Genomic DNA, 26,800 nt, shown 5'->3' on the forward strand with positions numbered 1-26,800 from the left:
TCTTAAAGTTTAAAGCTCAGGTTAAAGCCAAAGCTTCTGGCCGAAGGATAAGCCATGTTTTCAACACCTGGCTGAAGTGTACCACCTGACATGGAAAGTGTTTCCGGGTCGAAGTGAGGGTTTTCAGTCCAAAGCATCAGGTTTCTACCTACCACAGAGAAGCGAACATCTCTGAAAGGAAGACGGCCCATCATAGTGTTAGGGAAGCTGTATCCCACTCTCACTTCACGAAGCTTCACAAAAGACGCATCGTACTTGGCAGCCTCAACGTTGTTACGCTCGTAGTAACGGTTATGCCAGTCACGGCTTGGTATTTTGATCTCGTTAGGAATGTAGTTTCCATCTCCAGTATCAATCACACCCGGGCTAACAATGCCGTTGCCTTCCAGAGAAAGGTCATAACCATTGGCACGTCCGTACAATGTTTCTTCCAGCTGACCTGAAGTGCTACCAATTGTTTTGGTTCTTGACACCACAATGCCTCCCTGACGGATATCGAACAGGAAACCAGCGTAAATGCCTTTGTAGGAGAAATTGTTGTTGATACCCACCATAAAGTCCGGGTTATAGTTTCCCTGTAGCTTCAACTCGGGGTCTCTCAAAGGAGTGCCCTCAGCCGAGTGGATGATTTGACCGTAGAAAGGACTGCTCTTGTCTTCTACCCTCGCAAAACCAACGCCGTAAATGTTGCCCATTCTTTCACCTTCACGAGCCTGGATGTAGGCACCATTTCTTTCAGTTAGCGTATATGCTTCGATACCTTCTGCCAGCTTTATCACTTTGCTGCGGTTGCTGGTAAAGTTTACATTCACATCCCATTTGAAGCCATTTTCCTTCTTAATAGGCGTTCCCATCAACATCAATTCCTGTCCGTAATTTTGGATTTCACCAGCGTTGATAATTCTGCTGGAGTACCCGGTGGCAATGTCGAGCGTGATAGGGATGATCTGGTCTCTCGTTTTGTTGTCGTAATGAGTGAAGTCCACTCCAAGGCGCCCTTCGAAGAATCTCAAATCCACGCCTATTTCATAAGAAGAAGTTCTTTCAGGCCTCAGTTCAGCGTTGCGAAGGACAGAAGATTCTGATTTAGATTGGATCGATCCCCAGGCGGTGCCGGAGCCATACACATTCGAAAGGCTATATGGATCGGTGTCATTACCCACCTCGGCATAGGCCACTCTCAGCTTAGAAAATGACAGGAAGTCAGGCATGGTAAACATGTCACTCACTACCCCGCTCAATGTTACTGAAGGGTAAAAGTAGCTGTTGTTGTCTACAGGCAATGTACTGGACCAGTCGTTACGGCCGGTTATATCCAGGAAGATCATATTTTTGAAAGCCACCTGACCATAGCCATACAAGCTGTTGATGCGCTTCTCTGATCTGCTTTGAGACACTTGAAGCTGAACAGCAGAGTTTGAGAAATTATAGATGCCCGGGATCAATAGCTGCGGTGCTACTGTCGACTGGAACCTGTTGTTTTGGCTCATTTGGTTGCCCCCGATTGAAAGACCGAAAGCCCAGTCGTCATTCACATTCTTATTGTAAGACAAAAGGAAGTCGGTATTTCTTTCCTGAAAGTATACAGCATCTTCTCTATACATACCAAGTGGGAACCTTTGTGTAGAAAATGCCCTGCGACGGTCTCTCAGGTCGTTGTACAGGTCGTTACCAGTACGCACCATCAGGCTTAGCTCTTTGGTGAACTTGTAAGTGGCTGACAGGTTGCCGAAAATTCTGTCCTTGTCCTGACCGTTGGTGTTCTCGTAAGTCGTGAAATAAGGATTGTCGTGGTAATTGTAGTTGTAGTTGTACTGTTGCACGCCTTCCAAACCCGGCATCCAGTAGTTGCTCAGGTTTTGGGTATTGATTTGTCTTCCGTACCAAATCCACAAGTACATCAAGCTTTCTGTACCGTAGCTAATCGCTGGTCTGTTGTCGCTCTGGCTTTTGATATAGTTAATTGTGGAATTGATGGAAAGTTTGTCTGTCAGGTTCAGTCCGCCTTTTAGCGATACAGAGTTTCTTGTCAGGTCGGTATTAGGAACCATACCCTTCTGATCCAGATTGGTGTACGACAAACGAACATTGCCCCAATCATTGGAAGTACTGAATTCAATATTGTTTGTACGAGTTACACCAGTTTCGAAGAAATCATTGATGTTGTCAGGATGTGGTGACCAGGCAGTGGGTGTAATAGTGCTTCCCGCAGGAGCATTAAGATCGCCACCACGAAATCCTCCAACGCTTCTTGGAGAGTCGAACTGAGGTATCAATTGTCCGTTTAATTCGGGGCCCCAGCTTTCGTCCACTCCGTCGGCAATACCTGCCCCGGAGCCATCCACAAACGAAAACTGCCCGTTGTTACCCTGACCATACTTGTCCTGCCAATCGGGCATTACAAGTGGATTTTCAAACGTTAAATTGCTATTAACAGCTATACCGATTCCTTTTTGGTTTTTTCCTGATTTAGTGGTGATTAGGATAGCTCCATTGGCCGCTCTTGAGCCATAAAGTGCTGCTGCAGCTGGCCCTTTCAACACAGTCATGGAAGCAATATCATCGGGGTTGATTTCACCAGCTGCGTTGCCATAATCCACTTCGAGGTTACCTGAACCTGAAGCACCATTCACATTGTTGCTTATTGGAATTCCATCCACCACAAACAGCGGTTGATTGGCGTTGATATTCAAAGAAGATTCGCCACGGATAGTAATCCTGGCAGAACCACCCACACCTGCTGCTGCATTGGAAACCTGCACGCCAGCTACTTTACCTGAAAGAGAATTAACGACGTTAGTCTCACGTGCTTCGGTAATATCCTCGCCATTCACCTGCTGCACCGAGTAGCCAAGCGCCTTGGTCTCTCTTTCGACGCCAAGTGCAGTTACAACAACCTCTGACAAGCTTTTTACATCGAGTTGCATGGCTACGTCGATCACCGACCGGCTGCCAATGGCAACTTCTTGTGAGGTGTAACCTACAAATGAAAAAACTAAGGTTGGCTCCTGAGTAATCAGGTCGAGGCGATAGTCGCCGTTCACCCCTGTAATGGTTCCGTTGGAGGTACCCTTTTCTAATACGGTGAGCCCAATAAGCGGCTCTCCAGCTTCATCTTTCACAACACCGCTTACAGTACGTGACTGTGCCAGTGCGTTGAAAGAAAAAGCCATCAACAAAAGCAGGGAAAGAAAAGCGCTCCCAAAAGCTTTTTGATAAGGTCTTTTTTCTGGTAATGGTTTTTTCATAGTTTTAAATGGTTAAGACGATTTTCGTTTTAGCACAAAGCCTCCACTCCCTTCCCTTTCGGGAAAGTCTTTGCGGACGTAGGAGGAGGTACTGGCCGGGAATGTTTGGCGCATTTCCGGCTTACTTTTTTATCGGTATTGGGCAATCGAATTGCCTTTTTCGATGCATCAAAGGTAGGGGGGCGATATTTACCTATATTAAACTAATATTTAAGTCATTGTTAAATAATCGACGCCGGGAACACCCCGTATTGTGAATAGGAAATTTCTCTCAGAAAAGGTCCTCAGACGTCTGTATGAATCAAAAATGTCTAGGGAGAAGCACACCTGTCTTACCCTGTCGGGTTAATGAATGTTGACCAAATTATTACCCGTTTGTCACTAGTCTTTTTGCAATTGAGCGACAATGGCCCCTTCTCTCCAGCACTTTGTTCTGTAGTTTAACTGATGGCTAACATCTTCAACTGTCATATAATGATTCGTTAAAGGCAGCTTCATCATGTCTTCACTTCTGACTTTCATTTTAGAAGTTCTAACGAACTCAGAGAATGAAGGAGAAAAGTGCGGATGTAATTGTGGTGGGCGCTGGTATTGTAGGCCTGGCGATGGCTTATCACTCAGCCAAAAAAGGGAAGAAAGTTGCCGTTATTGAACGGTCGCAACAGGCCCAGGGAGCCAGTGTCAGAAACTTTGGTCTGATCTGGCCAATTGGTCAGCCCAGCGGACCACTGCTCGACCGGGCTTTGCGAAGCCGAAGCACCTGGCTGGAAGTAGCCCGGGAAGCGGGGATATGGCTCAATCAAAATGGCTCCCTCCAGCTGGCCCATCATCAGGACGAATGGGACATCATCAACGAATTTTACAGTACAAACTCCAACGAAGGCTTCCAGATAGAGATAGTTGCTGCTGACAAAGCAAAGCAGCTAAACCCTGGGATTAAAACTGAGGGTTTGAAAGGCGGGTTGCTCAGCTCAACTGAATGCACAGTTGACCCAAGACAGGCCATCAGCAAATTGCCCGGCTACCTTGAGAAAAAATACGGAGTTGAAATGGTGTTCGGCACAGCCGTGACGCAGATAGAAAAAAACCGGGTAACGACGGCTGAAATTACCTGGCGGGCTGAGCAAATATTTGTATGCAGCGGCGCCGACTTTGAAACGCTCTTTCCGGAAACCTTCCAGCAAAGCGGCATTACCAAATGCAAACTGCAAATGATGCGCACGGGGGCTCAGCCTCATGCCTGGAAAGTGGGGCCTTCACTTTGCGCCGGGCTCACTCTTCTGCATTACGGTGCTTTCAAGGATTGCAAAAGCCTGCCTGCATTACGGGCCAGAGCTCAAACGGATATGCCTGATCTGATCAAGTGGGGCATCCATGTGCTGGTGTCTCAAAACGGAAACGGGGAGTTGGTACTGGGCGACTCCCACGAATACGGCTTATTCCTTTCGCCTTTCGACAGGGAAGAAATCAACGAGCTTATCATGTCTTACCTGAGCACATTCTTTGACGCACCCAATATGGCTATCATCGAAAGGTGGCACGGGATTTACCCAAAACTGGCGGACAAAACTGAATTCGTTGCCAGGGTGAGCGACCACACGACCGTGGTTAATGGGCTGAGTGGAGCTGGCATGACATTGTCGTTTGGTCTGGCTGAGGAGCTTACAAACACCCTGTAGCCGATGAGCACCCCCACCAACAAGCATCTTGAAGCCAAAGTGACTAAATGGCTGCAGTCGACCAACAGGGTAGCATTTTCTGTCTTCTGCATACTGGCTGCGTTCTGCACTTACTCCTGCATGTATGCTTTCCGGAAGCCGTTTGCGGTAGCCACTTTTGAGGATGAAGCCTTCTGGGGGATTGACTATAAAATACTATTGATTACCGCACAAGTGCTTGGGTATACACTATCGAAGTTCATAGGCATACGGGTAATCTCGGAGATGAAAAACAACCGAAGATCCATTTTCATTCTTCTTTTGATCGTTTCCGCTGCACTGGCTCTCCTTGGCTTTGCCCTCGCTCCTGCTCCATGGGGCATCCTCTTTCTCTTTCTCAACGGCCTGCCACTTGGCATGGTGTGGGGCCTGGTCTTCAGCTTTCTCGAAGGCAGGCAAACTACTGAGGTGCTCGGTGCGGGTCTTTCGGTAAGCTTTATCTTCTCCTCTGGTTTTGTAAAAACTGTCGGCAAGGTGGTGATGCTTAGCTGGGGCGTGAGTGAAGACTGGATGCCTTTTGTTACAGGTAGCCTCTTCCTGGTTCCCCTTCTTGGCTTTGTTTGGTTGCTCGATCGCATTCCAGAGCCCAGCCCTGAAGATGTTGCCATGAGAACAAAACGGGAACCGATGAGTAAGGCACAGCGACGCCAGTTTTTAGTGGACTTTGGTGGTGGCATGTTTCTACTCACGTTGGTTTACATCCTGCTCACAGCTTTCCGAGATTTCCGTGACAACTTCTCTGCTGAAATATGGCAGGTGCTTGGCTATGGCGACAATGCGGAAATTTTTACACTGACAGAAATTCCAGTGTCCATAGCAGTGCTTGTGCTTCTCGGTCTTATGATGGGGATCAAACAAAATTATAAGGCTTTAAATGCGAACTACCTGATCATCATCGGTGGTTTTGCGGTTAGTGGCGTCAGCACCCTGCTTTTTCAAAATCACATGATCTCACCGCCTCTTTGGATGATTTTGGTAGGGCTTGGTCTCTACCTTGGCTATGTACCCTTCAATAGCATCCTTTTTGATCGGCTCATTGCAGCCTTCAGGGTGACTGGAAATGTTGGCTTTCTTATTTACCTGGCCGATTCCTTTGGCTATTTGGGGAGCGTGGTCATTCTTTTTTACAAGAATTTCGGCTTTGCCAATCTTAGCTGGCTAGAGTTTTTCACACAGTCAATTTATGTAGTCTCCGTTTCCGGAACCCTCCTGATGGGCTTTTGTATAGTCTATTTCAGAAAAAAATATGAAAGCAGGGACGGTCTTGCCGTTCTTTCAGTTAGATGAGGCCAATCGGGTCAGTTCAAGGTCTTCCTGACATCCGCCGCTGCCTGAAGAGCAATTTAGGTAGTTAATCATCATTACTATGTCGTAGCTCTCCCTCCAGCTTAGTCGGTGTATGTCAGCAAAATTGTCCAGCTCTTCAAACAAGCCTTCCTCTTTTATATATTTTTTGAAGCTACCGAGAGGCACGATGTTGCTATTATGACTAAGGAAGAAGTCGAAACCTGCTACTTGCTCCCAGATCATTCGTTCGTTGATTGAACTGGCGGACGATGCTCCATCCTGGTACATCGGTTCAATGGGTTTTTCCTTCCTCAGTAAGCTAAAGTCACCCTTGATGACCACTTCGTAAAAAACTGGCTGATTAAATCCCCTTTTATTGGAGATATAGGTGTAGAACCTTCTCCACACCTCAATATGGTCATCAAAAAAACTGAACTGAGAAAGTTTGTTGGCCGGGAAAGTCTGAACTGCAAGTTCTTTCTCTTCTTTCTTAAATGACACAGCATTCCACTTAGGATGGTACTGGAGCAGTCCCACCTTTACTTCTCCTGATGTCAATACAACAACCCCCTGAGACCATTTCTGGTCTGCAAAAGAGTGTAAACAGGAAAAAACTACAATAAATACTGTTGCCAGTATTTTCATTGGGTGTTAAATAAGCGTTAACTAAGTTAACATTAATTTAACATACCATTGTCATTTCCAATGTTAAGTTTTCAGGAGGTGCCTAACCGCCATTTCCTCGAAATGGCTTAACGGAGGCATAGGCTGGTTTTCGAGTTTAGCTTCTTCGTCCCAGTGGCGGAGCGCAATGCTTGGCTCGAATAGTGGATCACGCTTAAAGGCAGCAGCCTCATCGGCGGTCATTCGACCGCCCTGGTACTCAAGTGTTTTTTTACTAGCCTCGGAAAGTTTGTTATAATAAGACTCGTCAGAGAAAGTGAGGTAGCGCTTGGCCGCCACGTGATTTTCCACCAGCTGACATATTTTGTGAGAAAAGCCCTTTTCTCTGAGGAACTTCGACCCGATCTCTTCGTGGCTTTTAACACCGTAGAGCCCCATTTTCTCGACCTGTCCGTCCATTTCGCAAATGTGCCCGATATCATGAAAAAAAGCGGCCAGTATCACTTCATCATCATAGCCGGCGGCCTCTGCTAGCTGCGCCGCCTGCCCCATGTGCTCAACCTGCGAAACAGGCTCTCCGATATAGTCAGCATCACCATATGTGCGGTACAAATCGAACACCTCTTTTACAACTTCTTCCGTCTTCATTTTTCCAGTATTATTTGTAGCACCTCAGGTAAGCTGTTGGCGATGTGTGTGTGTGGTTCTTTCTCCAAATTCTCTCGGCTGTACGCCCCGGTTGTGACCCCAATCACCAAACCACAACCTGCCGCTGTGCCTTCCCCAAGGTCGGATGCGGTATCACCCACCTTTGCCACAAAGGAAGCTTCAGTTACCTTGCTTAACTTCATCGCCTTAAAGATCATATCTGGTTCCGGCCTGCCGTGCTCAACCTCGTCGCTGGTAATGCTACCATCGAGCAGTTCGCCTTTTAACCAGCCAAGCCGTTCGATAAGCGCATCGGTCGTTTTCCGGTCAAAGCCAGTGTCAACGTATACACTGATACCTGATTCCTTCAGCGCTTTAAATGTGTCAGAAGCCCCTGCCATCTCTTCCACTGACGGGTCTTCTTTATAAAAACTGACCATGTCTGAGACGAAAGCTTCGTGGAGCTCATCAATCATTTCATCGGTCACCCTGATGCTCTCAGGAAGGTGGTACTCGAGAAGTTGCCTCAATGCGACAGGCTTTGGAATACCCATTACCATGGCAGCTTCTTTCATGGTAATTGAAACACCCTGGCGCTGCAACGTTTTTCTGAGCACCTTTTGTACATCCTGATTGTCCTGAACGGTGGTGCCCGCCAGGTCAAAAACTACTAGCTGAATTGATCCCATCTTCTGCATTGATTCAAGCGTCAATTTTACAACCGAACACCCGTTTCAAAGTAAGCTGGGGATTAAGATATGGTTAAGTTTTTCAATGGAGGCGGCATGGCACCTGAAGGCTATATACCTCCAGCAACCACCTGAAGCCAATCTTCTTCCTTAAAAGAATCATTGGCTACTCTCAGCAGGTCTTCTGAAGTAGCAGTTCGAATGGAGGTGAGCAGCCTGTTGTAATACTCATAATCTAATCCGGCAAAGTGAATGGACCTGAATTTGTCCATCAGGCTGAAGGAGGTGCTGATACTTGACAAAAAGGTGCCTATCATATAGTTCTTCACAGTTTCAAGTTCTTCAGAAGGTACGGGCTCGGTTCTGAGCAGCCTCATTTCCTTTAGAATTTCGTCAATGGAAGCAATAGCCACTTCTCGTTTCACGTCGGTTCCAACCACCCAAAAAGCAGCATTTTGTAGGTAGGAGAGCGAAGAATAAATACCGTAGGTATATCCTTTGTCTTCTCTGATGTTTTTCATCAACCTTGAACCAAAGTATCCACCAAAAACCTCGTTGAGAAGCATCAGATGGTAGTGATCCGGGTGATGTTTGTCATGGGCCGTTTTCCCCAGTCGAAGCGAAGCCTGCACCGACTCATTCACAGGCAGTATCTCCCTCACCGCAGGGGCAGTAACCACCGGATAGTTTGGCAACGAAACAGCTCTTGAAGGGAAGTCACCAAAAAAGCCTTTTAGCTTCGAAAGCTCCTCGCTGGAAAGCTTGCCAGATACAAATACTTCTGCCTGGCCCCACAGCCTGTTCTTATGGTATTCCTTCAAATCAGCAGAGGTCACTTTTCCCACCTCCTCTTCTGAAAGCTCCTTGCCATACGGATGGCTCTGTCCAAAAAGGAGGTGCCTTAGCCCTGACGACGCAAGCGCAGATGTTTTTTGTTTATTTACCCTTATTTGTTGTATCCGTACCTTTTTAATTGTCTCAAGTTCCTTTTCAGGAAACGAGGCATCTACAACGACGCTCAGGAAGAACGGTACAACCTCCTCCAGATATTTGGTTAGGGAATAAACTGTAAGGGTAACAAAGTCCATTCCCGATGTCGCTTCCCAATACGCTCCGTAATAGTCAAGCTTGTCAGCAATTTGCCTGCCTGAAAGCTTCTCTGTTCCTTCGAGTAGCATTTTGGTTGTGAAATAGGAGACACCCTCCTTTTCTTCAAACCAGTTGCCCGACCGTAGCACTATCTCTATCCTGCAGACTTCCTGGTCTCCCAGTATCAGCTCATGGAATTGAATGCCATTGTCAAGCGTACTGCTTGTAACATGTTTTAAATCGGTGCGGGTGGGAATATGAAATTCGGGCGCTGCGGTTCTGTCTAACATCAAAAACTTGGAGGATCAGGAGTCAGGAGTGGTGGAAGTAGGTTCTGCTTTGTCGAAATTAAACAGCAAGCTAAACCTAAGAGTTTCAGCCAATGGGTGATTTTGTACCTGAGGTACCAGATAGGCAAAGTCGATTCCGAATACCTGATAACGGAAGCCAATACCCATGGTGAAATACTTCCTGTCGCCCTTTTGTGGCGTTTCATAGTGGTAGCCAGCTCTTGCAGCAAACACGTCCTTGTACCAGTATTCCACGCCTATCGAAGAGATGATCTCATTCAGCTCCTCGGGAAAGCCGTCAGGTGCATCGCCGAAGGACCCGAACATGCCGCTCAGTAGCGGGCGATAGGGGTCTTTACCACTTTTGATCTTGAACTTATTTGGGTCGTTAGGATCGGGAATGAAGTTGCCATCACCATCAGTTTCGTAAATCGGTGGAGAAGGAACCATCAGCTTATTGAAATCCAAAGCAATAGTGATGGTGTTAAAGGCATCCAAATCGGTCTTAAAAGCCGCACCCAACCGGAAATTGATGGGAATGAAATCTTCGTTGTCGACACTGCTGTAGGTCAGCTTCTGTCCGATATTTGAGATGTGAGCACCTGCCGATATGTTGGAGTTGCGCCCGCTGAGCACCAGATCCTTTGTATAATATGAACCTACGTCTACGGCCACACTGGTACCTGCTTTGGCATCTGGTGATGAAGAAAAGCTTCCCGACAAATTAGAGTGGATAAACCTACCGGTGACACCCAGCCCCAGCTCTTCACTTAGCTTCCTTGAATAGGTTGCATCTACAGCAAACTCTCTTGGATTGAAGGTATTAAGAGGCGCACCTGTAATGTCCGTCAACTGTATCTCACCGAGATCAAAGTACCTCATGCTAACTGCGACAGTCTGCACACGGTCGATCTTTTTATACCCCGACAGATACGACAACGACATGTCGTTCACAATTTTGGCCAACCAGGGAGTATAGGAAATGGCAAAACCCATGTCCTGCTCAATGAAAGCAAGCTTACCGTTGTTCCAGTGCACCGAGTTGGCGTCGGCGGAAGTAGCTACCCCAACATCACCCATGGCGGCTCCTCTGGCATCAGGCGCAAACCCAAGAAAAGGCACGGCCGTGGAAATTACACGCCGACTGGTATCCTGCCCAGAAATAACTGCACCAGGCTGTGCATAGCTATAAAAACTCAAAAACATTAAGCCAAAAGCAACAAATACACCTGCATTCACGTGCCTGGAAGAATTCAGGGAAGGCTTTTCTATTGTATGTATCTTCAATGTATAAAAATCAATTGGTGAGTATTAGTTTGCCAAAAGCAATATTTTGATTTAAATCTTCTTCATCAACTACAATCAGTCGGTAAATATAAATACCATTTTCGATTCTTCGGCCATTATAGTTCCTGTTCCACTCAGGGCTTTCGACAAAACCCCCTGAATTGTTGGCCTGCCACTCCATTTTGTCGACTACCGCACCACGTTGATCCACCAACTCCATGCTTATGCTCAACAAATGATCGCCCCGGTCATGTTCCAGCCTAAAGGTAATGGATTCTGTGGCGGGATTAGGAAAACTCAGAACGTTCTTTATCCTCACTTTAGTGTCCTCCGAAACTACAAAATCTATGATATTTTCAGCAGCATTGGAAAAAGTATCGAATGCTCTCACTTTCAAGCGATGCTTGCCTTTGGTTAGTGTCCCAAGAGGGTAAAGGACTGTTCCACTGGTGAAATCATCCAGATTTGAAACATAATAGTCGTTCAGGATAACTGGCTCCTGTTCATCTATTTGATAGGTGATGTTCTGCCCTATACCCTTCCCTGAAATATTAATTCCGCTCTCATCTGCCAATTTTACCATCAGTAGTGGATTGGCATTTACCCTGTTGCCCGACCGAAATGAATCATCGTTGATAAACGCCTGTATGGCCGGACTCTTAGTGTCGGCGAAGGCGGGCGGTTTCGACCCTCCAAGGTAAAAGTCAATTGTAGCGCCGTTCGCATCCAAAAGGCCGCTTTCGGGTTGGGCATACATGGTGATTTTTCCTCTTGTCTGCTGGTAGGAAATATTTTTAGGGACTACAAATTCGTATGAAAAATCACCGTTCGTTATTGACACTTTGCCTCGGTAAACCACATTGTTCCACAGCTCATAGTTCGTTGGCTGGCTTTCATCGCCCAGGGTGGCAAACGTGGTCGGCTTGTCGTACATATTGACCGTCAGCTTCCCGTTATAATCGACTACCTTCTGATCAAACCCATCCACTACAATTCCTTTCACAACTACCTTGTTCATTGCCGACACGGTATCGGGCACACCATCTATTGGTGCACCATTCAGTTCTGTGATCTTTAGGTTGTAGGTGGGATAGTTGAGCCTCATAGATGGGTCGCCTAAAAGTGCAAAGTTGCGGTTGACTGGCCCCCGGAGACTATTGTTCTTAGTCTCTTTGATGACGTCGCCAAGGCGTGGATACACTCCATTGATTTTTGAGAACACTGAAAGGTAAAAAGCCTGGTTCAGCACGTAGTTGGTGTGGGCGTATACAGGCCGGGTGGTCGTAAGCAAAGCAATCGCACCGCCCTGAGGATTGAGCAACAACTCTTCAGCCCCACTGGCAACTGTTGGGTCGTCGTACCTGCCAAACTCACAGGTGGCGGTCACGAACAAAGCTAATCTTGAGCCGTTCTTCCATTTGACCAGCGAATCGTAGACAACTATCCTCTCATCTGTCAGCACCGTTGCATTGCCATGGCCACTGTAGTTGATGATAAAGGCCCCGTTGTCCACGGCCTGTCTGATAGCCTCGTAAGTCTCCGGGGAGCGGGGTTTGCTTTCTATCAATACCTGCTTAAAGGCATCGAGGTAAATCTTTTTTATGTTGAACTGAACATAGGCAGTGTCCACATAGTTAGCCAGCCTGTCGGCATCCCGAAGATGGATATTGAAGTCGCCATCGTCTGCTACAAAGTAGAGGTCATTCCGCCAGCTGCCTACCCCGGAGGGATCAGTGCTATAGCCAATAATTTTATCAACCACTTCCGCAGCCTGCTTCACGGTCCACACGGGCAGCCTCCCCACACCTATATCGGCTATGTGGTCTCCGTTGGTCTGCTCAACCCACTCACCCTCATGATCGTCCAAAAATGCAAAGTAGTCGTCGGAGGAAAAGCTCAGAATCTGATCTAACGATTCCCTCGATTCATACACAGGCACAAAGTTGTGATTTTCGGTTCTTGCTTTGTAGTCGAACGAGGCGTCTCCAAAAAGCAGCAAGTACTTCAGCTTTCCGGGCACCGCATCATACAAATACTTCATATAGTCCCGGATGGCTGAAATATCCTGCATACCGGAAGAAAACTCGTTGTATACCTGCTGAACGGTGACAACCCTGACATCTAACCCGTCATTCGACCGCCGGAAGTTGGCCAGCCTGTTCGCCTCCGACAAAAAGTTTTTGTGTGCGACAATTACCAAATCCGGAACCTGCCCGTTTTTCAGCTCCTGATTCAATAGTTTTTTGGCAGAGACCGGTGATTTCAGCGAGGCCGGATCAACTGCTATGAACTCAAGCAGTTTAGTTTGATCAACCGTAAAGCTGGCCACGCCATTCTCTTTGCTAAACTGCTGATCGATTGGCTGTGTGGGATCAGTCACATCCCAAATCCTATCCACCGCCGTGGCACTGGCGAGGTTGTAAGAAGCAGCACCCTGAGTGTCTTTATTTCGGAATACCAATCCACCCTGGCGGTAATTGAGCTTCTTTTTTCCCTGCAAAAAAAAGTAGTCGAGGTAGCCCAGCGACGTCTTCCCAAAAAAGCGGTTGTATGTATATTCAACTGACGTGTTCTCCGCCGAACCAATGGAAGCAGTAGCCAGCCGGATCGTATCAACTCTCTGAACCCCCAACGGGTCATAGTCGCCTTCGCCCCTGGCACCAACAGCCTGATTGAAAATGGCATTTCCGTTTACTCTAACATCGAAAGAGCTGGCTCCAAAACTTTGCGTGACAACTGAGGAGATCATCGTTACCTCAGTGCCTGGCAGGTAAGCGCCTTTTCCTCCCTCGAAGGTTAAAGTGGCGTTGCCCGATGAGCTAAAAATTTCGCCCTGCCAATGCCTGCCCGATTTTCCAAGTTTGTTGATGTCAACCTCGTGTGCAAACAGGTCATCGTACGCATCGACTTTCATTCCAGGGGTTCCAAGCGACTCCCGGCTAAGCATTCTTCTTCCTTCGCTGCCATCAATCCTGAGAAAGTAGTAGGTGGTGTCCGAATATAGATTTCTTTCATATCGAAAACACGTACATCCAGTTTCAAAAGAATATTCATGGGGAGAGTTGCCATAAAACAGCAGGTAGTCAGAAGCATCGAAACGTCCATCTCCCTCGCCTATCACCTGAATGCTGTTCTCGATCAAATCGAAAGGTCTTGGCGTAGCATTCTTTTGCGGCAGCATGCCGCCGCCATTGCCGTATATGGCTAGTTTCCTGGGGTCAATCGCAGACACATCAACACCTGCTTTTTGCAGGAAGTCACGGTCGATTTTATACACCCCTTTATCCGTCACTCCAATTTTTAGCCACTGCCCTTCGCTCAACACACTTTGCGCCAAGCTAACCTCACAGGCTAGAAGGGTAATAAGTGAAGCAATAAGAATGATCGGTTTTTTCATTGGGTATTCAGGCCATAGAGAAACGTTGGCTCAGCGAAATTATTCTCCAAAAATAAGAGCATTCAGCTAAGAAATTAGCTTGCAGGCGACTTAGTTTGAAATAAATGGCTGAGGATAGAAGTAAAAACGTACAGCAAAATTACGAGAGGAAGTAGCGTATATCCGCCAACAACAATCACCAGCATGGCCATTAGTATAACGAGGTGTTTCGGTTGATTCCCAGCCCAGCCAAAGCTTTTGAACTTGAGGGCAATCATCTCGAAGGGTGAAACGAGCAACCAGGAAAAAAGCAGGGTCAGACCAACAAGCACATATGTGTTAACAACGATTGGGAAAGCACCAGCCGTCCAAACCAGGCAAGTGAAAAAAAGCGCATTTGCCGGCGTGGGCACGCCAATAAACTTATCCGACTGCCGGGTGTCTATATTGAATTGAGCCAGCCTAAAGGCCGAAAAAACGGCAATCAAGAATGCGATGTATGGGAGAAACTCATTGGGCTGGCTTGCTTTGAGCAGTTGGTAAACAGTGACGGCGGGCAATACACCAAAACTTACCATGTCGGCCAGAGAGTCCAGTTCCTTGCCAATAGCGCTAGATACCTTCAGCAATCTTGCAGCAAAGCCGTCGAAAAAATCAAATACCGCCGCCAGCACCACGGCCACGGGTGCCATTTCCACTTTGCCTGACAGCACCATCACAATGCCTATACAGCCGCAAACCAGGTTGCCGGCTGTGAGAATATTAGGTACCTGGGCTTTTATCTTCATCTTTTTAAGCCGCAAAAAGGGTTATAAACTTTTTCATATCCGATAGTGGTCGTTTCTCCGTGGCCGGGGAAAACCTCCACATCGTCGTTCAAGGTAAATAACTTTTCATGAATGCTTTTGATGAGCGTATTATGGTCGCCTCCGGGAAGATCGGTTCTTCCTACGCTCTGACGAAAAAGTACATCCCCTCCAATGAGTTGCTTTGTGTCGGCGTGGTAAAATGCCACATGGCCAGGTGCATGACCAGGCACAAAAAGAACATCCAGGTTAGTCGAGCCAAATTGTACAACATCGCCTTCATCAATATAGTGGTCGATTTCACTTTCCTCGTAGCCAGCAAACCCATAATTGGAAGCATATGCCTTTACGGCCCTGAGCGCAGGCTCGTCCTTTTTGTGGGCATACAGCTCAATGCCAAAATTCCTTTTACAATAAGCATTGCCCAACACATGGTCGATGTGGCAATGGGTGTTAAGTAGCTTAACCGGCTTCAGTCCATTGACAGCAATAAAATCGGTCAGTTCAAGTTTTTCAGAGGTATCGAAGCAACCCGGATCGATGATTACACATTCCTTTGTCTCGTCGTGTAACACATAAGTGTTTTCCTGAAACGGGTTGAAGGCAAAGGCCTTTATTTTGAGCATGCGAGGTTTGCTTTAGGAGGCAAATTTGTAGGTTTGAGGCTCAAAATACAAAATTGATGGAAGTTGATTTTCTTATTATTGGCCAGGGGCTGGCGGGCACTACGCTGGCATTTGAACTGCTGGGCAAAGGTAAGAGAGTAATGGTGATGGCAGACTCAAAGCAGCCATGTGCTTCCAAAGTAGCAGCGGGACTTTACAACCCCATAACAGGCAACAGGCTGGTAAAAACATGGAGGGCCGATTCACTTTTTGAAATCGTCGAGCCCTACTATCAAAGCCTGGAACCGATGCTCGATGCAAAGTTTGTTCACCCAATCGGTATCTACAGGCCTTTTACCACCATCGATGAGCAAAATGACTGGATGGCCAAGTCAGCCGATCCACAGTTCGCAGCTTACGTAGCCGAAGTGACCAGCCAACCTCACAATTCTCAACTGTTTCACGATCCATACGGCGGGGTTCATCTCAGGAAGGCTGGATTTATCGATACGACAATGTTTTTGGAAGCTTCAAAAAAATACCTGCAAGCTAAAGGGTGTTTTACTGAAGAAATGTTTCATGAAGACAACCTTTCCATTACAAATACTAGTATAAGTTATAAAGGCCTGAAGGCGAGCAATTTGATTTTGGCGCTGGGAGTTGGGGCGCAACAAGGAAATTTGTTCTCATGGCTGCCACTGCATGAGCTAAAAGGCGAAATTTTGGAGGTAAACACCTCCTTTGAGGGCAACACCATTTTTAACAGGGGGTGTTTTATGCTACCGGCAGGCAATGGACGTTGGAGAGTGGGGTCAACTTACAATTGGCGGCAACCCGATTATTTGCCAACTGAACAAGGAAAAAAGGAGATATTGGAAAAGTTGAACCACTTATACAAAGGGAGCGTTGAATTAACCAATCACATGGTGGGGATAAGACCCTCTACCAAAGACAGGCGTCCTTTTTTAGGAAAACATCCTGCTCATGAAAACATTCATATTTTCAATGGGTTAGGAACAAAAGGCGTATCTTTAAGTCCCTTTTTTGCCAGGGAAATGGCAGACTACCTTGTCGGTCAAAAACCATTGAGCAAGGAAGTCAGTATTGAAAGATATTTTTCTTTATATTTTGAGAGAAATGTAGGATGATGAACAGGCAACTGGAGCGCTATTGGAAAATTGGCTTATTAATTGGCTTTATTCTTTTTTGTTCTGATCTGTCGGCCCAGAATATTTCGGGTGGATTTGGAAAAAACAGGGTTCAGTACAAAAACTTCGAGTGGTTTTTTTACAGCGCCGAAAATTTTGATATTTATTTCTACCAGGGTGGTGAAGACTACGCCAAAGCTGCAGCGGAGTTTCTCGAAGTTGAGTTCGACAAGCTTACCGACATTCTGGGCTATGCGCCTTATGCCAAGACAAAAATTTTCCTTTACAACTCAGTAGCCGACCTTCAGCAAAGCAATATTGGCGTCAATGACGAGACCTTTGCAGTCGGCGGCAAAACCAACTTCATCAAGCTACAGGTAGAAGTCGCTTACCCAGGCACCATGCTTGGCTTCAAAGAAGAGCTCCTGCATCAGATTTCCCGCATGCTCATCAAAGACATGATGTTTGGCGGGAGCCTCACAGACATGTTTCAGAACACCTACCTGCTTAGCCTGCCTGAGTGGTTTATAGAAGGTGCTGCCATGTACGTAACCAACGGCTGGTCGATCGAAATGGATGACTTCATGCGTGACTTCCAGCAAAAAAATGGCCGGTTCAAAAAGCTGAATAAATACTCTTACGACCAGGCAGGGCTTATAGGACAATCGATCTGGAACTACATAGTAGTAAAATACGGGCGAAGCAATATCTCTAACATCCTGAACCTTACCAGGATCATTCGAAATGAGGAAAACAGTATTGCCAGCACGCTGGGTGTGCCATTCAAAACCTTTCTGTCCGACTGGCAAAACTACTACCTGAATGCCAACACAACTATTGAAGGTGAGTATCGGTCGCCCGAGGAAGGGAGCTTTATCACTCATCGCAAAAAAGACAAAGATTTTACCACTGTTTCGATTAGTCCCGACGGCAAGCACCTGTCTTATGTAATCAATGACAATGGTAAGTACCGGGTTTTTGTAAAGAATCTGGAAACCGGAAAATCCACAAGAGTGATGACCGGTGGCTACAGAATGATCAATCAGGACGTGGATCTGAAAGTGCCGATGCTTAACTGGGTGGACAATGTCACGCTCGGTATAGTGGATGTCAAGTACGGCCTTTATGAGTACGTACAGTACGACATCCTGGGCAAGTCATTGATCAGACGGCCGCTGGAGAGGTTTTCACAGGTTCACAATATCGCCTTCAATGGCAATGGCAAGCTGGCGGTTATTAGCGGCGACATCAATGGCCAAAACGACCTCTACCTGGTTTCGCTTACCAGAAACGCTTTACGCCGCCTTACCAACGACGTGTGGGACGACATTACACCGAGCTTTTTACCTGGCACTGATGCCATTGTGTTCAGCAGCAACAGGCCAACAGATTCTCTCAAATCGGCGTCTAAAACTTTGAAAGACCTCCCAAGCCACTACAACCTTTTTCTGTACGACCTCGACACTACCAAAAATGTGGTAGTGAGGCTAACGAACAACATAAGCAGCAACTACCTCCCCAAGCCGCTCGATACCTATAATATTCTGTACCTAAGCGATCAAAAGGGCATCATTAACCTTTACAGATATAACAGGGAAGACAGTATTTACAGCCAGGTATCGAATTTCAATACAAGCATCAAGTCGTACGATGTTGATCCGGCGAGCAAAACTTTGACTGCCATTATGCTGAATGATGGCGTAGACAAAATTTACAAATCTGAGGGCTTCGACTACCGCACCCCAACCTTTACCAGGCAAACGCTAAGGCAAGACGTGCAACAGGCTCGCTTTTTAACACAGCGACTAGGAGAGCGAAAGGCGGCTCAGCAACAAATAGTGGACAGCGTCAAGACTGAAAAAGCGGAACAAATCCAAAAGGAGGCTGAGAAAAAAAGCGTATTAAATGATCCGGCCCTTGCTGGCATACCTGATCTCATCGATACAGAAAATTATCAGTTTGACAATGATGTGATCAAACAACGAAGCGAGTCGAGCTCCTTCCTTTCCAACTTCAGAGGGGTGGAAAGAAAAAGTAAGATTCTGGGGCCGGTTCCTTACGAGCCACGCTTCAGCGCCAACAATGTAACTACCTCCTTTGTCATCGACCCATTGCGAAAGTTTGGCATGCTGCTCGAAACCCGCATGAATGACATGACCGAAGATCATCATTTTTATGGCGGGGCGTTGGCCATTGCCAATCTGAGGCAAGGCGATATTTTTGGTGAGTACCAATTCCTGAAATACAGGGTCGATTTTAAAATGCGCTACGACAGAAAGGTTATTCGCAGAGAATCCAATGGAAATAACCAGCTGGAAGCCGCCAACCAAAAATATGTACTTAACACCTACACACTAGGAGCAAGTCTGCCGCTGAGTGTATATACACGGATAGCGTTTCAGCCCTTTTTCTCTACCACAAGATTTCTGGAGCTAGACTACCGGACGCTGAGCACCTCTCCACCAAGCTTCCCCACCGACATAAGCACATCCTATGCAGGCTTCAAGTCAGAAATAGTGTTTGACAACACAATTTCGCATGGCACAAATATCATTGAGGGAACAAGAGCAAAAGTTGCATTTAACCTCTCACAAAATCTGGGTTCCACAGCGCAAAGCTTCAACAACATTGAGGTAGATGTAAGGCACTACCAGAAAATTTACAGGGAGCTGATTTTTGCTACCCGCTTCATGTATGGAAGGTTTTTTGGCAACGATGGCAAAACATACGTTTTGGGAGGCATGGACAACTGGCTGTTCAACAGAACCGACACCACCGGTCAGCGTGACCCTATACTGCCCATGTACGGAGTAGACAATAGCGATATTCTCTTTTTGCGCTACGTCACTAACTTGAGAGGTTTTAATTATAACAAGCTAAATGGGAACAATGTATTGCTGTTCAACGCAGAGCTTAGATTCCCTGTTGTAAGGTTTTTCCACAGAGGCCCCATTTCATCTAACTTTCTCAGAAACCTTCAATTCACTTCTTTCTACGACCTTGGATCTGCCTGGACAGGTGCCTCGCCATTTAACGAAAACAATAACGTAAACACCATCACCTATAAGGTTCCCGGGTCTCCGTTCCAGGCAGTAATACGCAATTCGAAATCAGCATGGCTGGCCAGCTATGGCTTCGGTGTGAGAACCTACCTGCTGGGGTACTATATCAAGCTTGATATGGCTTACCCGATTGAAGACTACGAGGTTCAGAAGAGAAGATTTTACCTGACACTCGGATTCGACTTTTAAAAAGTTAAAAGCTTATCATTTTAGATAATTGTCATAAATTTCGGGATGATAAAATCCATGACAGGGTACGGAAGTGCCTCTTTTGAAAACAGTGAGTGCAAGTTATCCATCGAAGTAAAAACCCTTAACTCCAAATTTCTGGATTTATCACTAAAGCTTCCAAAGACCATTCAAGAATACGAGATGGAGGTGAAAACCTTGATTTCGGAAATCCTCATCAGAGGGAAAGTGAACATCAACTTTGATTACGAAGAAAATAAAAAAGAAGAGGTTCGGTACTCGGTCAACAGCGTCTTCTTCGAACAATACTATCAGCAATTAAAAAGCATCTCTACCGGCTTAGCTGTTTCTGATGAGTCACTTTTCAGGCAAACTATGCAAATGCCAGAGGTGTTGCAGCAAAAGGAAGACACAGAAGACGCAAGAATCTCTTTAGAAGAAGTTCTTCAAACAATGAGAAAGGCACTTGAGGCCTGCGATAAATTTAGAGACAAAGAGGGCGAAGTACTGTATGGCAACTTTGTATCCTACATAGGTGTCATCCGTCACAACCTTGGCGAAGTAGCTAAAAGAGACCCTGAACGAATCAAGGGGATCAAGGAAAGAATTGAAAAGAACCTCACTGACGTGGTGGGCAAGGAAAAGGTGGATCAAAATCGTTTCGAGCAGGAATTGATCTACTATATAGAAAAGCTGGATATAGCTGAGGAAAAAGTCAGGCTGGAAAGCCACCTCAACTTTTTTATCGAAGCACTCGGTAGCCCTGAGTCGAACGGCAAAAAGCTGGCGTTCATTTCACAGGAGATCGGTAGAGAGATAAATACTATCGGATCCAAGGCAAATGACGCCATCGTGCAACGCCTTGTAATTGAAATGAAAGAAGAACTGGAGAAAATCAAAGAACAGCTTCTTAATATTCTCTAGCTCTCTCTTGGGCCTACTACCCCTCCCCGAGACTAAAAAAGATTGGTATAGTCATCCGAACTTTCACTGGCAAGCCCCGTTGTTTTCCAGGGTTCCATGGCGGCGCCCCGGAAAGCACCCTTACAGCCTCTTCATCGCAACCGCCTCCAATACCTTTGGCTACTTCGATATTGCTGATGGAGCCGTCTTTCTCCACAATAAACTGGAGATAAACCCGACCCGAAATGTTCATTTTTCTGGCATTCTGGGGATAAACCAGGTTTTCGCCCAAGTACTTGTAAAACACCTGCATTCCACCCTTTGGCTCAGGCTTATTTTCCACAATGACAAATATTTCCTCAGCCTCCTCTTCGGGCAGCTCGTCCATAACCGTCGGCAGAGGGTCGCTTATCCGCATATCTTGTGTGATCTCCACATCAAGGTCGAGATCAATATCCTCAAGCTCAATTTCATCGCTGATTTCAGTGATAATTACAGGCTGGTTTTGTAGCGGAGGAGGTGGAGGAGGTTGGTCAGTTGGTGGAATTTCTATCAAATCCTCAAATTCATCTCCCGTAAGACCTGACAATTCAATTTGATCGCCTGAGTCGTAGAACTTCCATTCAAATGCTACTACAACAAGCAATAGGGAAATGGCGAGTCCCACTACAAAGAAAAGATTGCTCAAATCGTGGTCTCTTAATGCCTTACTCCTTTTGTGATCCAGTAGCTCACCTATCAGATTTGCCTGCCCATGCTTCCTGACAAGAGCATCTGCCTTGGGTGACTTAAGGAAATAGTTTTCCGGGGTATCTACTGCGCCTCGTATGTCCCTGCTTGAATCACGGTTTTCTGCGGGTATGGGTTGTGAAATTTTCATGGCTTTGAGTATTAAATTGATTGGCCATCCGCCAAACTTCAATACCAAAATCCTCCATTTTCAGCTAAATAGATATGATCTACAAGAGCCCTGTCCTCTGATTTTAGTCATAAAAAAAGCCCCAATATCGGGGCTTTCCTTCTATAATTTTTGTCTTCAACTATCCAAGCTTGAATGTGATAGGAAGAATCATTCTTACTTTCACGGGGCGTCCACGCTGCTTACCAGGCTTCCACTTGGCTGCTTCCTGAATCACCCTTACGGCTTCTTCATCACAACCAGCACCAATACCTTTGATGGCTTGAACTTCAGTGATAGTTCCGTCTTTGTCCACAACAAACTGAACAAACACTTTTCCTTCCACACCCATTCTACGTGCCTGGTTGGGGTATTTCATGTTCTTACCCACGTAGGCGTAGAATGCTGCCATACCGCCATTGGGCTCAGGCTGGTCTTCCACAATCGTGAATATTTCGTCGGCAACCTCCTCTTCAGGTGCTTCTTCGAACACCACGTCTTCTATCACCGTGTTTTCAGTGATTTCAACATCAAGGTTTACCTCTATTTCTTCTTCGATTTCTTCCTCGTCAGGCACCTCGATAATTTCAGGCTGCTGAATCACCGGTGGTGGTGGTGGTGGCTGCTCGGTTGGAGGTATCTCCATTAAGTCTTCAAAGTTATCATCTACCTGACCAAGGTCAACCAAGTTACCATCGTCATAAAACTTCCACTCGAAAGCGGTAATGACAAGAAGTAAACTCACAGCCAGGCCTATGTTGAAAAACAGTCCGGTCTTTCTCTCAAGATCTGCTTTCTCGCTCTTTTTGGCCTCCATTGAAAATAAATTTAGTAGTTAGTTAATCTATTCGTAGTAATTTCAAATGTAGCGATTAAGAAATTTAATTCAAATTAGATTTCTTTCGCCGCACAAAATTTACTGCCAGCAAAGCAGTCACCGAGCCCAAAACATCCGCAAGCAAGTCAAGCCATTCTGAACTCCTGTATGGAATAAAGCTTTGAGCAATCTCAATCAGCATCCCTAAAACTAAGGAATTAGTTGCAACAATCCAAAAGCTCAGGGGCTTTTCATTTATTAACAACGTCTCCGGCACAACAAGTTCCGGAAAATAAAGCAGGGACCAAACAAAGAACAAACCAAAATGGCCAATCTTATCAACCCCTGGGTATTTAAGAAACTCAAACCACCCACTGCCGCCGCCCTGGCTTAAGGTCAGGTAGAGGATCAAAGCCACCCATATATACTTAAGGCTTTGAAAGAGTCTTAACACCTTACTGCCCGATAAGCTCTTTATAAGCAGCCGCTGACAAAAGCTCTTCTTTCTCCGAAATATTCGAAACTTTTACTTTGATCATCCAGCCCTCACCATACGGATCGCTGTTTACAAGCTCCGGCTGCGCTTCCAAGGCAGCATTTACCTCTGTCACTTCTCCACTCAATGGCATAAAAAGGTCTGAAACAGTTTTTACAGCCTCAACAGTGCCAAATACTTCGGCAATGGCTACCTCTTCTCCTTCTTTTTCTATTTCGACGTACACTATATCGCCAAGTTCGCTTTGAGCGAAATCAGTGACGCCAACTGTGGCTATATCTCCGTCAACTTTAACCCACTCGTGGTCTTTGGTATAAAGCAAATTCTCGGGAATGTTCATGGATATCTCTTTTATTTTAAAGTGAGCAAAAGTACACTCTTCTGTTTTAAGTGAAAAGTTATTGTGCCAAACTAAATCTGAGCTGCACGCCAAAGGCAGTTGTCACTCTCTTAAAGGAGCTCGAAATTCTTGGCTGGTTAAGGTTTCTTTCAAAGTAGAACTGAAGATTGAGCTGATCATTAAGCATATAGCTTACGGTTGGTCGTACCTGATAATTAATATTTCCCGCCGTTATCGTCGGCTCATCATCAATTTTTCTTTGCAATGTCTTCGTATCTCTAACAGTAACTGCCACTCTGAAAGTAATGTCGTTTTTAAGTGTCACAGTCCTCCCCTGTACCTTAAATGGCAGTTCATAATCCGACTTGGTGACGCCATAATCCAGCGTTACGTCGTTGCTTTTGAGCTCCGTCACCTGGCTGTTGGAGAGGTTGAGTGCAAGGTTCCGCTCTTTCTTGTATTCTATCCTGGCCGTTACTCTTGACTTGGTTCTGATATTAATACCAAGAAAAGGAGCAAACCGCTCGGATACCAACACCTGGCCAAGCACATAAATAGGAATCAAACCGTTTTCACCATTCAGAGAAGCCATTGGGTAATTCTCTATCTGGTTGGTAAGGTCAAAATTATCGGCATTGAGTGGTGATAGGGAGTCAGTATAAGCGAGTGTATTACTAAAGTTGTTGATACTCAAACTTGAGGTGTAGGCATGGGTAAGATTGATGGATGAAAAAACCTGCGCAAGCTTGGGTATGCGTGACAGACCGGCATAATCCACCCGCCAGTTAGGTATTGGAATCCTCGGGAACGGTGACAACGAAGCGTCGTTGGCAGAATGACCTGTATATGCAGCTAAAAACGCAGGGATCAACACATCCTGAGAATTGAGCGCATACTCTCCGGCACTATTTGAAGCGTCGAGTCTGCTTTTTATAATGGCCCTATTGTTCTCGAACTGCTTGAAAACAGACGAAATATTGGCAGTGTCATCTTTTATAAAGGCTGTGTTAATAGTTAAAATAGAAATATTGTAACTGCCCGATCGGGATGGTGTTAGAGAGCGGAAAGTCTCCAATTCATCGTCGTATCGGTATATTTCCTGAAAATTACCCGTCACGGTCTTCTTTGCGTCAAGCTGAATTTTGAGATCTGTGAATGGCTCAATATTAGCTCTTAGCTGCAAATCTGTCGTGTTGTTTTGAGTGAAAGGTGCCGACAGCGACGTACTCTTGGCAATCCAGCCGTTTTCTGCCGCCCGGTATCTGATGGAGGGATCCTGGCTGCCGAAAATGAAGTCAGTACCTGGTGCATTAAAGCCGCTGTCCAGGCCAAATAAGTAAGCCCTTGGCCTGAAGCCTGGCAGCATGGTGCCTTCCCTTATGCTGTACGTACCGTTGATTGACCTGACCGACATCAACAGTCTCAAAAGCCCTTTAAAAGCTTTATTCTCGGACTTTTTTGCTTCAGTTGTATCAACTTTTGTCCGGGGCCCTTTGGGGGCAGGCCCTGTCGGCCGGCGTCTAGGTGGGGCATTTATCGTCTTGAAATAAGGGACTTTATTATAAAGACCTACCAGGTCAACCTTTCCATTCAGAGCCCTTTCCCTTGTATTTTGGATCAGGTTACCCAGCGTATCGGCCTGGGTGACAGACCCCGCCGTCCATGTATAGCCAACGGCATAACGCAAATCGGCACTTACCCAGTCGGTGACAGGAAACTTATCGAAGGGCAGCCTGTAGTTGGCGCTGGCATTTTGGTCAAAGTTCTTCATCCGGCCAAGGTTTTTTAAATTGGTCCAGATGGAATCTTTCGCAGCCTGCGTGCTTATATCACCTTCGGGCTCATCAATAATAGCTCTTGCCTTGGCATTATAATCAAGGGTCAGGCTTTTAAAGACGCTCCACCGAACGCTGTACATTCTGCTGAAAGTAAAATACTTTTCATAAAATGGATCGAGGCCTACAGTGGTTAAGTTGGCATTTCTAAGCTGAGTTCTGGCAAACCTTCTGTCTAAATCTCCCCTGATGGAAATATTGTTAGGCAGTGGTGATACGTTAATGTCTTTTATGAATTTCAGGTAGGGGCTTTTTAAAGCCTCCGAGTCCTTGAACGGCTCCAGCACCAGCCCTTGCGTTGAGTAGTTGTACCCAATGCCCCCCCTATAGTTCTTCAATAAATAACTCTCAGTATTCACGTTGCTGCTCGTTACATCGCTATAGGAGTAATTAACAGAGAAATTTTCTATATCATAAAAATCCTGTCTGGCGTCCGGGTTTACCCTTTCCTTTCTCACATTTGTGAAATTCAAGCTTCGCCGTGTAGCTTGCTCCTCGACTATTTTCCTGTAGTTGTCCTGCCCCTCCTGGGTATCAATGCTAAGAAGTGAGGCTTCTAAAGGTATGTCCGGATCGAGCGGATCCCATTTGGGTGTCGCCACGGTATTTTCGTAACTGGCAAACATAGGGATTTTGATGCCCGTGTTGCCTGGTAGCAACTTATCCACGTTCACATTGGCTGAAACATCATAGCTAATGGTCTCTTCCCTTGTTCTTTCCGAAATACGTTGCTGGATTCCTCCAAAGCCTACAGTGGTGATTCTGGCTGAACCGGAGACGGTGGCAAAATCAGCCAGTTGCGCATTCAACCTGGTGTTGGCTGCCCACCCTTTGGTGTTGTCAAAGTCGGTTACCCGCAACTCGTTTGCCCAAATACAGACTGATTTAGGCTGCTGGTCGGGTGACTCCGGGTTTTTCACACCTATCATCATGGTAAGCACGGAACTCATATCCGGCCTCCCAACAATTGTTACTTTGTAGTTCCCAACCTGCTCCGTATAGGGCAGTTCTACATTGAATTTCGCCCGGTTTCGGGCTGATTTGACTGCATAGAGCTGGTTGAATTCAATATCGATCTCATTTTCGGCAGGCCAAACAAGTCGCTGTAGTGCTTCGCCTGACGAGCCTTCAACATTGGAAGGTGTTACCTTCAAAGGCACCTCAATCTCATAGTAATTCTGGTCAAAATCCGTCCCAAACCTAATGAAGCCGGAAACGTCATCATCGTTAAGCCCGTCCCCCTCGGCGTGCAGGAACATTTTGATTTTACCATAATTGATCAGGTCAAAATTGACGTTCTTAAATATAGCCCTGGCATCAATAGCGTCCTAAACGAATAGAGTAGGGAGGTGTGAATTAAGTATCTCAAAGTTAGCTTTGAGTTGCACAACAAAAGACTACACCTCCCATGGTAAATCTAAACTTATTCTCGCAGATCATCTCAA

The 26,800-nt window shown here is 46.1% G+C and carries 20 protein-coding genes; 5 read left to right on the forward strand and 15 right to left on the reverse strand.

Annotated elements, in window-relative coordinates; all coding sequences use genetic code 11:
• Positions 1-2: 2 nt before the first annotated feature.
• Both GC130_RS19830 and GC130_RS28660 read right to left on the reverse strand, forming a co-directional pair.
• Complete coding sequence (locus GC130_RS19830; RefSeq protein ID WP_152000092.1) at positions 3-3,248, reverse strand: SusC/RagA family TonB-linked outer membrane protein; 3,246 nt, start codon at positions 3,246-3,248, stop codon at positions 3-5.
• 381 nt (positions 3,249-3,629) lie between these two features.
• Positions 3,630-3,770 carry a hypothetical protein gene (locus tag GC130_RS28660; RefSeq protein ID WP_193217921.1) on the reverse strand — a complete coding sequence of 47 codons (141 nt, stop codon included), beginning with the start codon at positions 3,768-3,770 and terminating at the stop codon, positions 3,630-3,632.
• 26 nt (positions 3,771-3,796) lie between these two features.
• Between GC130_RS28660 and GC130_RS19835 the strand changes: the two genes are divergently transcribed.
• Both GC130_RS19835 and GC130_RS19840 read left to right on the forward strand, forming a co-directional pair.
• Positions 3,797-4,927 carry a TIGR03364 family FAD-dependent oxidoreductase gene (locus tag GC130_RS19835; RefSeq protein ID WP_152000093.1) on the forward strand — a complete coding sequence of 377 codons (1,131 nt, stop codon included), beginning with the start codon at positions 3,797-3,799 and terminating at the stop codon, positions 4,925-4,927.
• 3 nt (positions 4,928-4,930) lie between these two features.
• A complete protein-coding gene (locus tag GC130_RS19840; RefSeq protein WP_152000094.1) occupies positions 4,931-6,253 on the forward strand; it encodes a DUF5690 family protein in 1,323 nt (440 codons plus the stop codon).
• Here GC130_RS19840 and GC130_RS19845 read toward each other — a convergent pair.
• The 8 genes from GC130_RS19845 to GC130_RS19880 form a co-directional block, all read right to left on the reverse strand.
• Positions 6,242-6,898, reverse strand: coding sequence for a hypothetical protein (locus GC130_RS19845; protein ID WP_152000095.1), 657 nt, complete (start codon positions 6,896-6,898; stop codon positions 6,242-6,244). The genes GC130_RS19840 and GC130_RS19845 overlap by 12 nt on opposite strands.
• A 63-nt stretch (positions 6,899-6,961) precedes the next feature.
• Entirely contained in the window at positions 6,962-7,525 is a 564-nt protein-coding gene (locus tag GC130_RS19850) for a phosphonate degradation HD-domain oxygenase (RefSeq protein ID WP_152000096.1), read from the reverse strand.
• The gene (locus tag GC130_RS19855) at positions 7,522-8,223 is read right to left on the reverse strand and encodes an HAD hydrolase-like protein (protein WP_152000097.1); all 702 of its coding nucleotides are present in this window, start codon (positions 8,221-8,223) and stop codon (positions 7,522-7,524) included. The genes GC130_RS19850 and GC130_RS19855 overlap by 4 nt, the downstream gene beginning before the upstream one ends.
• Before the next feature lie 101 nt (positions 8,224-8,324).
• Positions 8,325-9,593 carry a pitrilysin family protein gene (locus GC130_RS19860; protein ID WP_152000098.1) on the reverse strand — a complete coding sequence of 423 codons (1,269 nt, stop codon included), beginning with the start codon at positions 9,591-9,593 and terminating at the stop codon, positions 8,325-8,327.
• A gap of 15 nt (positions 9,594-9,608) precedes the next feature.
• The gene (porV, locus tag GC130_RS19865; protein WP_350125865.1) at positions 9,609-10,880 is read right to left on the reverse strand and encodes a type IX secretion system outer membrane channel protein PorV; all 1,272 of its coding nucleotides are present in this window, start codon (positions 10,878-10,880) and stop codon (positions 9,609-9,611) included.
• A gap of 10 nt (positions 10,881-10,890) precedes the next feature.
• On the reverse strand, positions 10,891-14,277 hold the full coding sequence (gene porU / locus GC130_RS19870) for a type IX secretion system sortase PorU (RefSeq protein WP_152000099.1): 3,387 nt from the start codon (positions 14,275-14,277) through the stop codon (positions 10,891-10,893).
• 74 nt (positions 14,278-14,351) lie between these two features.
• Complete coding sequence (gene pssA / locus GC130_RS19875; RefSeq protein ID WP_152000100.1) at positions 14,352-15,044, reverse strand: CDP-diacylglycerol--serine O-phosphatidyltransferase; 693 nt, start codon at positions 15,042-15,044, stop codon at positions 14,352-14,354.
• Complete coding sequence (locus GC130_RS19880; RefSeq protein WP_152000101.1) at positions 15,041-15,688, reverse strand: MBL fold metallo-hydrolase; 648 nt, start codon at positions 15,686-15,688, stop codon at positions 15,041-15,043. The genes pssA and GC130_RS19880 overlap by 4 nt, the downstream gene beginning before the upstream one ends.
• Positions 15,689-15,744: 56 nt before the next feature.
• On the opposite strand from GC130_RS19880, the gene GC130_RS19885 reads away from it, so the two are divergent.
• Genes GC130_RS19885 through GC130_RS19895 form a run of 3 tightly spaced genes read left to right on the forward strand, consistent with a single transcriptional unit; the run spans position 15,745 to position 20,990 of the window.
• The gene (locus tag GC130_RS19885; RefSeq protein WP_152000102.1) at positions 15,745-16,815 is read left to right on the forward strand and encodes an FAD-binding oxidoreductase; all 1,071 of its coding nucleotides are present in this window, start codon (positions 15,745-15,747) and stop codon (positions 16,813-16,815) included.
• Entirely contained in the window at positions 16,812-20,066 is a 3,255-nt protein-coding gene (locus GC130_RS19890; protein ID WP_152000103.1) for a translocation protein TolB, read from the forward strand. The genes GC130_RS19885 and GC130_RS19890 overlap by 4 nt, the downstream gene beginning before the upstream one ends.
• Positions 20,067-20,111: 45 nt before the next feature.
• Positions 20,112-20,990, forward strand: a complete 879-nt coding sequence (locus tag GC130_RS19895) for a YicC/YloC family endoribonuclease (RefSeq protein ID WP_152000104.1) — start codon at positions 20,112-20,114, stop codon at positions 20,988-20,990.
• Between the two features lie 16 nt (positions 20,991-21,006).
• Here GC130_RS19895 and GC130_RS19900 read toward each other — a convergent pair whose 3' ends face one another.
• From GC130_RS19900 to sprA, 5 genes are all read right to left on the reverse strand, one after another.
• Positions 21,007-21,849, reverse strand: a complete 843-nt coding sequence (locus GC130_RS19900) for an energy transducer TonB (RefSeq protein WP_152000105.1) — start codon at positions 21,847-21,849, stop codon at positions 21,007-21,009.
• Between the two features lie 160 nt (positions 21,850-22,009).
• Complete coding sequence (locus GC130_RS19905; RefSeq protein WP_152000106.1) at positions 22,010-22,684, reverse strand: energy transducer TonB; 675 nt, start codon at positions 22,682-22,684, stop codon at positions 22,010-22,012.
• A gap of 64 nt (positions 22,685-22,748) precedes the next feature.
• Positions 22,749-23,138 (reverse strand): VanZ family protein, encoded by a 390-nt coding sequence (locus GC130_RS19910; RefSeq protein ID WP_226940555.1) that lies wholly within the window; start codon positions 23,136-23,138, stop codon positions 22,749-22,751.
• 1 nt (position 23,139) lies between these two features.
• Positions 23,140-23,520 (reverse strand): glycine cleavage system protein GcvH, encoded by a 381-nt coding sequence (gene gcvH, locus GC130_RS19915; RefSeq protein ID WP_152000108.1) that lies wholly within the window; start codon positions 23,518-23,520, stop codon positions 23,140-23,142.
• A gap of 58 nt (positions 23,521-23,578) precedes the next feature.
• The gene (sprA, locus tag GC130_RS19920) at positions 23,579-26,677 is read right to left on the reverse strand and encodes a cell surface protein SprA (RefSeq protein WP_152000109.1); all 3,099 of its coding nucleotides are present in this window, start codon (positions 26,675-26,677) and stop codon (positions 23,579-23,581) included.
• Between the last annotated feature and the right edge of the window lie 123 nt (positions 26,678-26,800).

It is taken from the genome of Imperialibacter sp. EC-SDR9, assembly GCF_902498805.1.
Classification (GTDB): domain Bacteria; phylum Bacteroidota; class Bacteroidia; order Cytophagales; family Cyclobacteriaceae; genus Imperialibacter.

What these genes read in the sequence shown, in the direction of transcription:
- GC130_RS19900 (WP_152000105.1), bottom strand. Translation starts at nt 21,849, where the DNA reads ATGAAAATTTCACAACCCATACCCGCAGAAAACCGTGATTCAAGCAGG.
- GC130_RS19880 (WP_152000101.1), bottom strand. Translation starts at nt 15,688, where the DNA reads ATGCTCAAAATAAAGGCCTTTGCCTTCAACCCGTTTCAGGAAAACACT.
- GC130_RS19895 (WP_152000104.1), top strand. Translation starts at nt 20,112, where the DNA reads ATGATAAAATCCATGACAGGGTACGGAAGTGCCTCTTTTGAAAACAGT.
- GC130_RS19885 (WP_152000102.1), top strand. Translation starts at nt 15,745, where the DNA reads ATGGAAGTTGATTTTCTTATTATTGGCCAGGGGCTGGCGGGCACTACG.
- GC130_RS19905 (WP_152000106.1), bottom strand. Translation starts at nt 22,684, where the DNA reads ATGGAGGCCAAAAAGAGCGAGAAAGCAGATCTTGAGAGAAAGACCGGA.
- GC130_RS19835 (WP_152000093.1), top strand. Translation starts at nt 3,797, where the DNA reads ATGAAGGAGAAAAGTGCGGATGTAATTGTGGTGGGCGCTGGTATTGTA.
- GC130_RS19860 (WP_152000098.1), bottom strand. Translation starts at nt 9,593, where the DNA reads ATGTTAGACAGAACCGCAGCGCCCGAATTTCATATTCCCACCCGCACC.
- GC130_RS19840 (WP_152000094.1), top strand. Translation starts at nt 4,931, where the DNA reads ATGAGCACCCCCACCAACAAGCATCTTGAAGCCAAAGTGACTAAATGG.
- GC130_RS19855 (WP_152000097.1), bottom strand. Translation starts at nt 8,223, where the DNA reads ATGCAGAAGATGGGATCAATTCAGCTAGTAGTTTTTGACCTGGCGGGC.
- porU (WP_152000099.1), bottom strand. Translation starts at nt 14,277, where the DNA reads ATGAAAAAACCGATCATTCTTATTGCTTCACTTATTACCCTTCTAGCC.
- GC130_RS19845 (WP_152000095.1), bottom strand. Translation starts at nt 6,898, where the DNA reads ATGAAAATACTGGCAACAGTATTTATTGTAGTTTTTTCCTGTTTACAC.
- gcvH (WP_152000108.1), bottom strand. Translation starts at nt 23,520, where the DNA reads ATGAACATTCCCGAGAATTTGCTTTATACCAAAGACCACGAGTGGGTT.
- GC130_RS19830 (WP_152000092.1), bottom strand. Translation starts at nt 3,248, where the DNA reads ATGAAAAAACCATTACCAGAAAAAAGACCTTATCAAAAAGCTTTTGGG.
- pssA (WP_152000100.1), bottom strand. Translation starts at nt 15,044, where the DNA reads ATGAAGATAAAAGCCCAGGTACCTAATATTCTCACAGCCGGCAACCTG.
- GC130_RS19850 (WP_152000096.1), bottom strand. Translation starts at nt 7,525, where the DNA reads ATGAAGACGGAAGAAGTTGTAAAAGAGGTGTTCGATTTGTACCGCACA.
- GC130_RS19890 (WP_152000103.1), top strand. Translation starts at nt 16,812, where the DNA reads ATGATGAACAGGCAACTGGAGCGCTATTGGAAAATTGGCTTATTAATT.
- GC130_RS28660 (WP_193217921.1), bottom strand. Translation starts at nt 3,770, where the DNA reads ATGAAAGTCAGAAGTGAAGACATGATGAAGCTGCCTTTAACGAATCAT.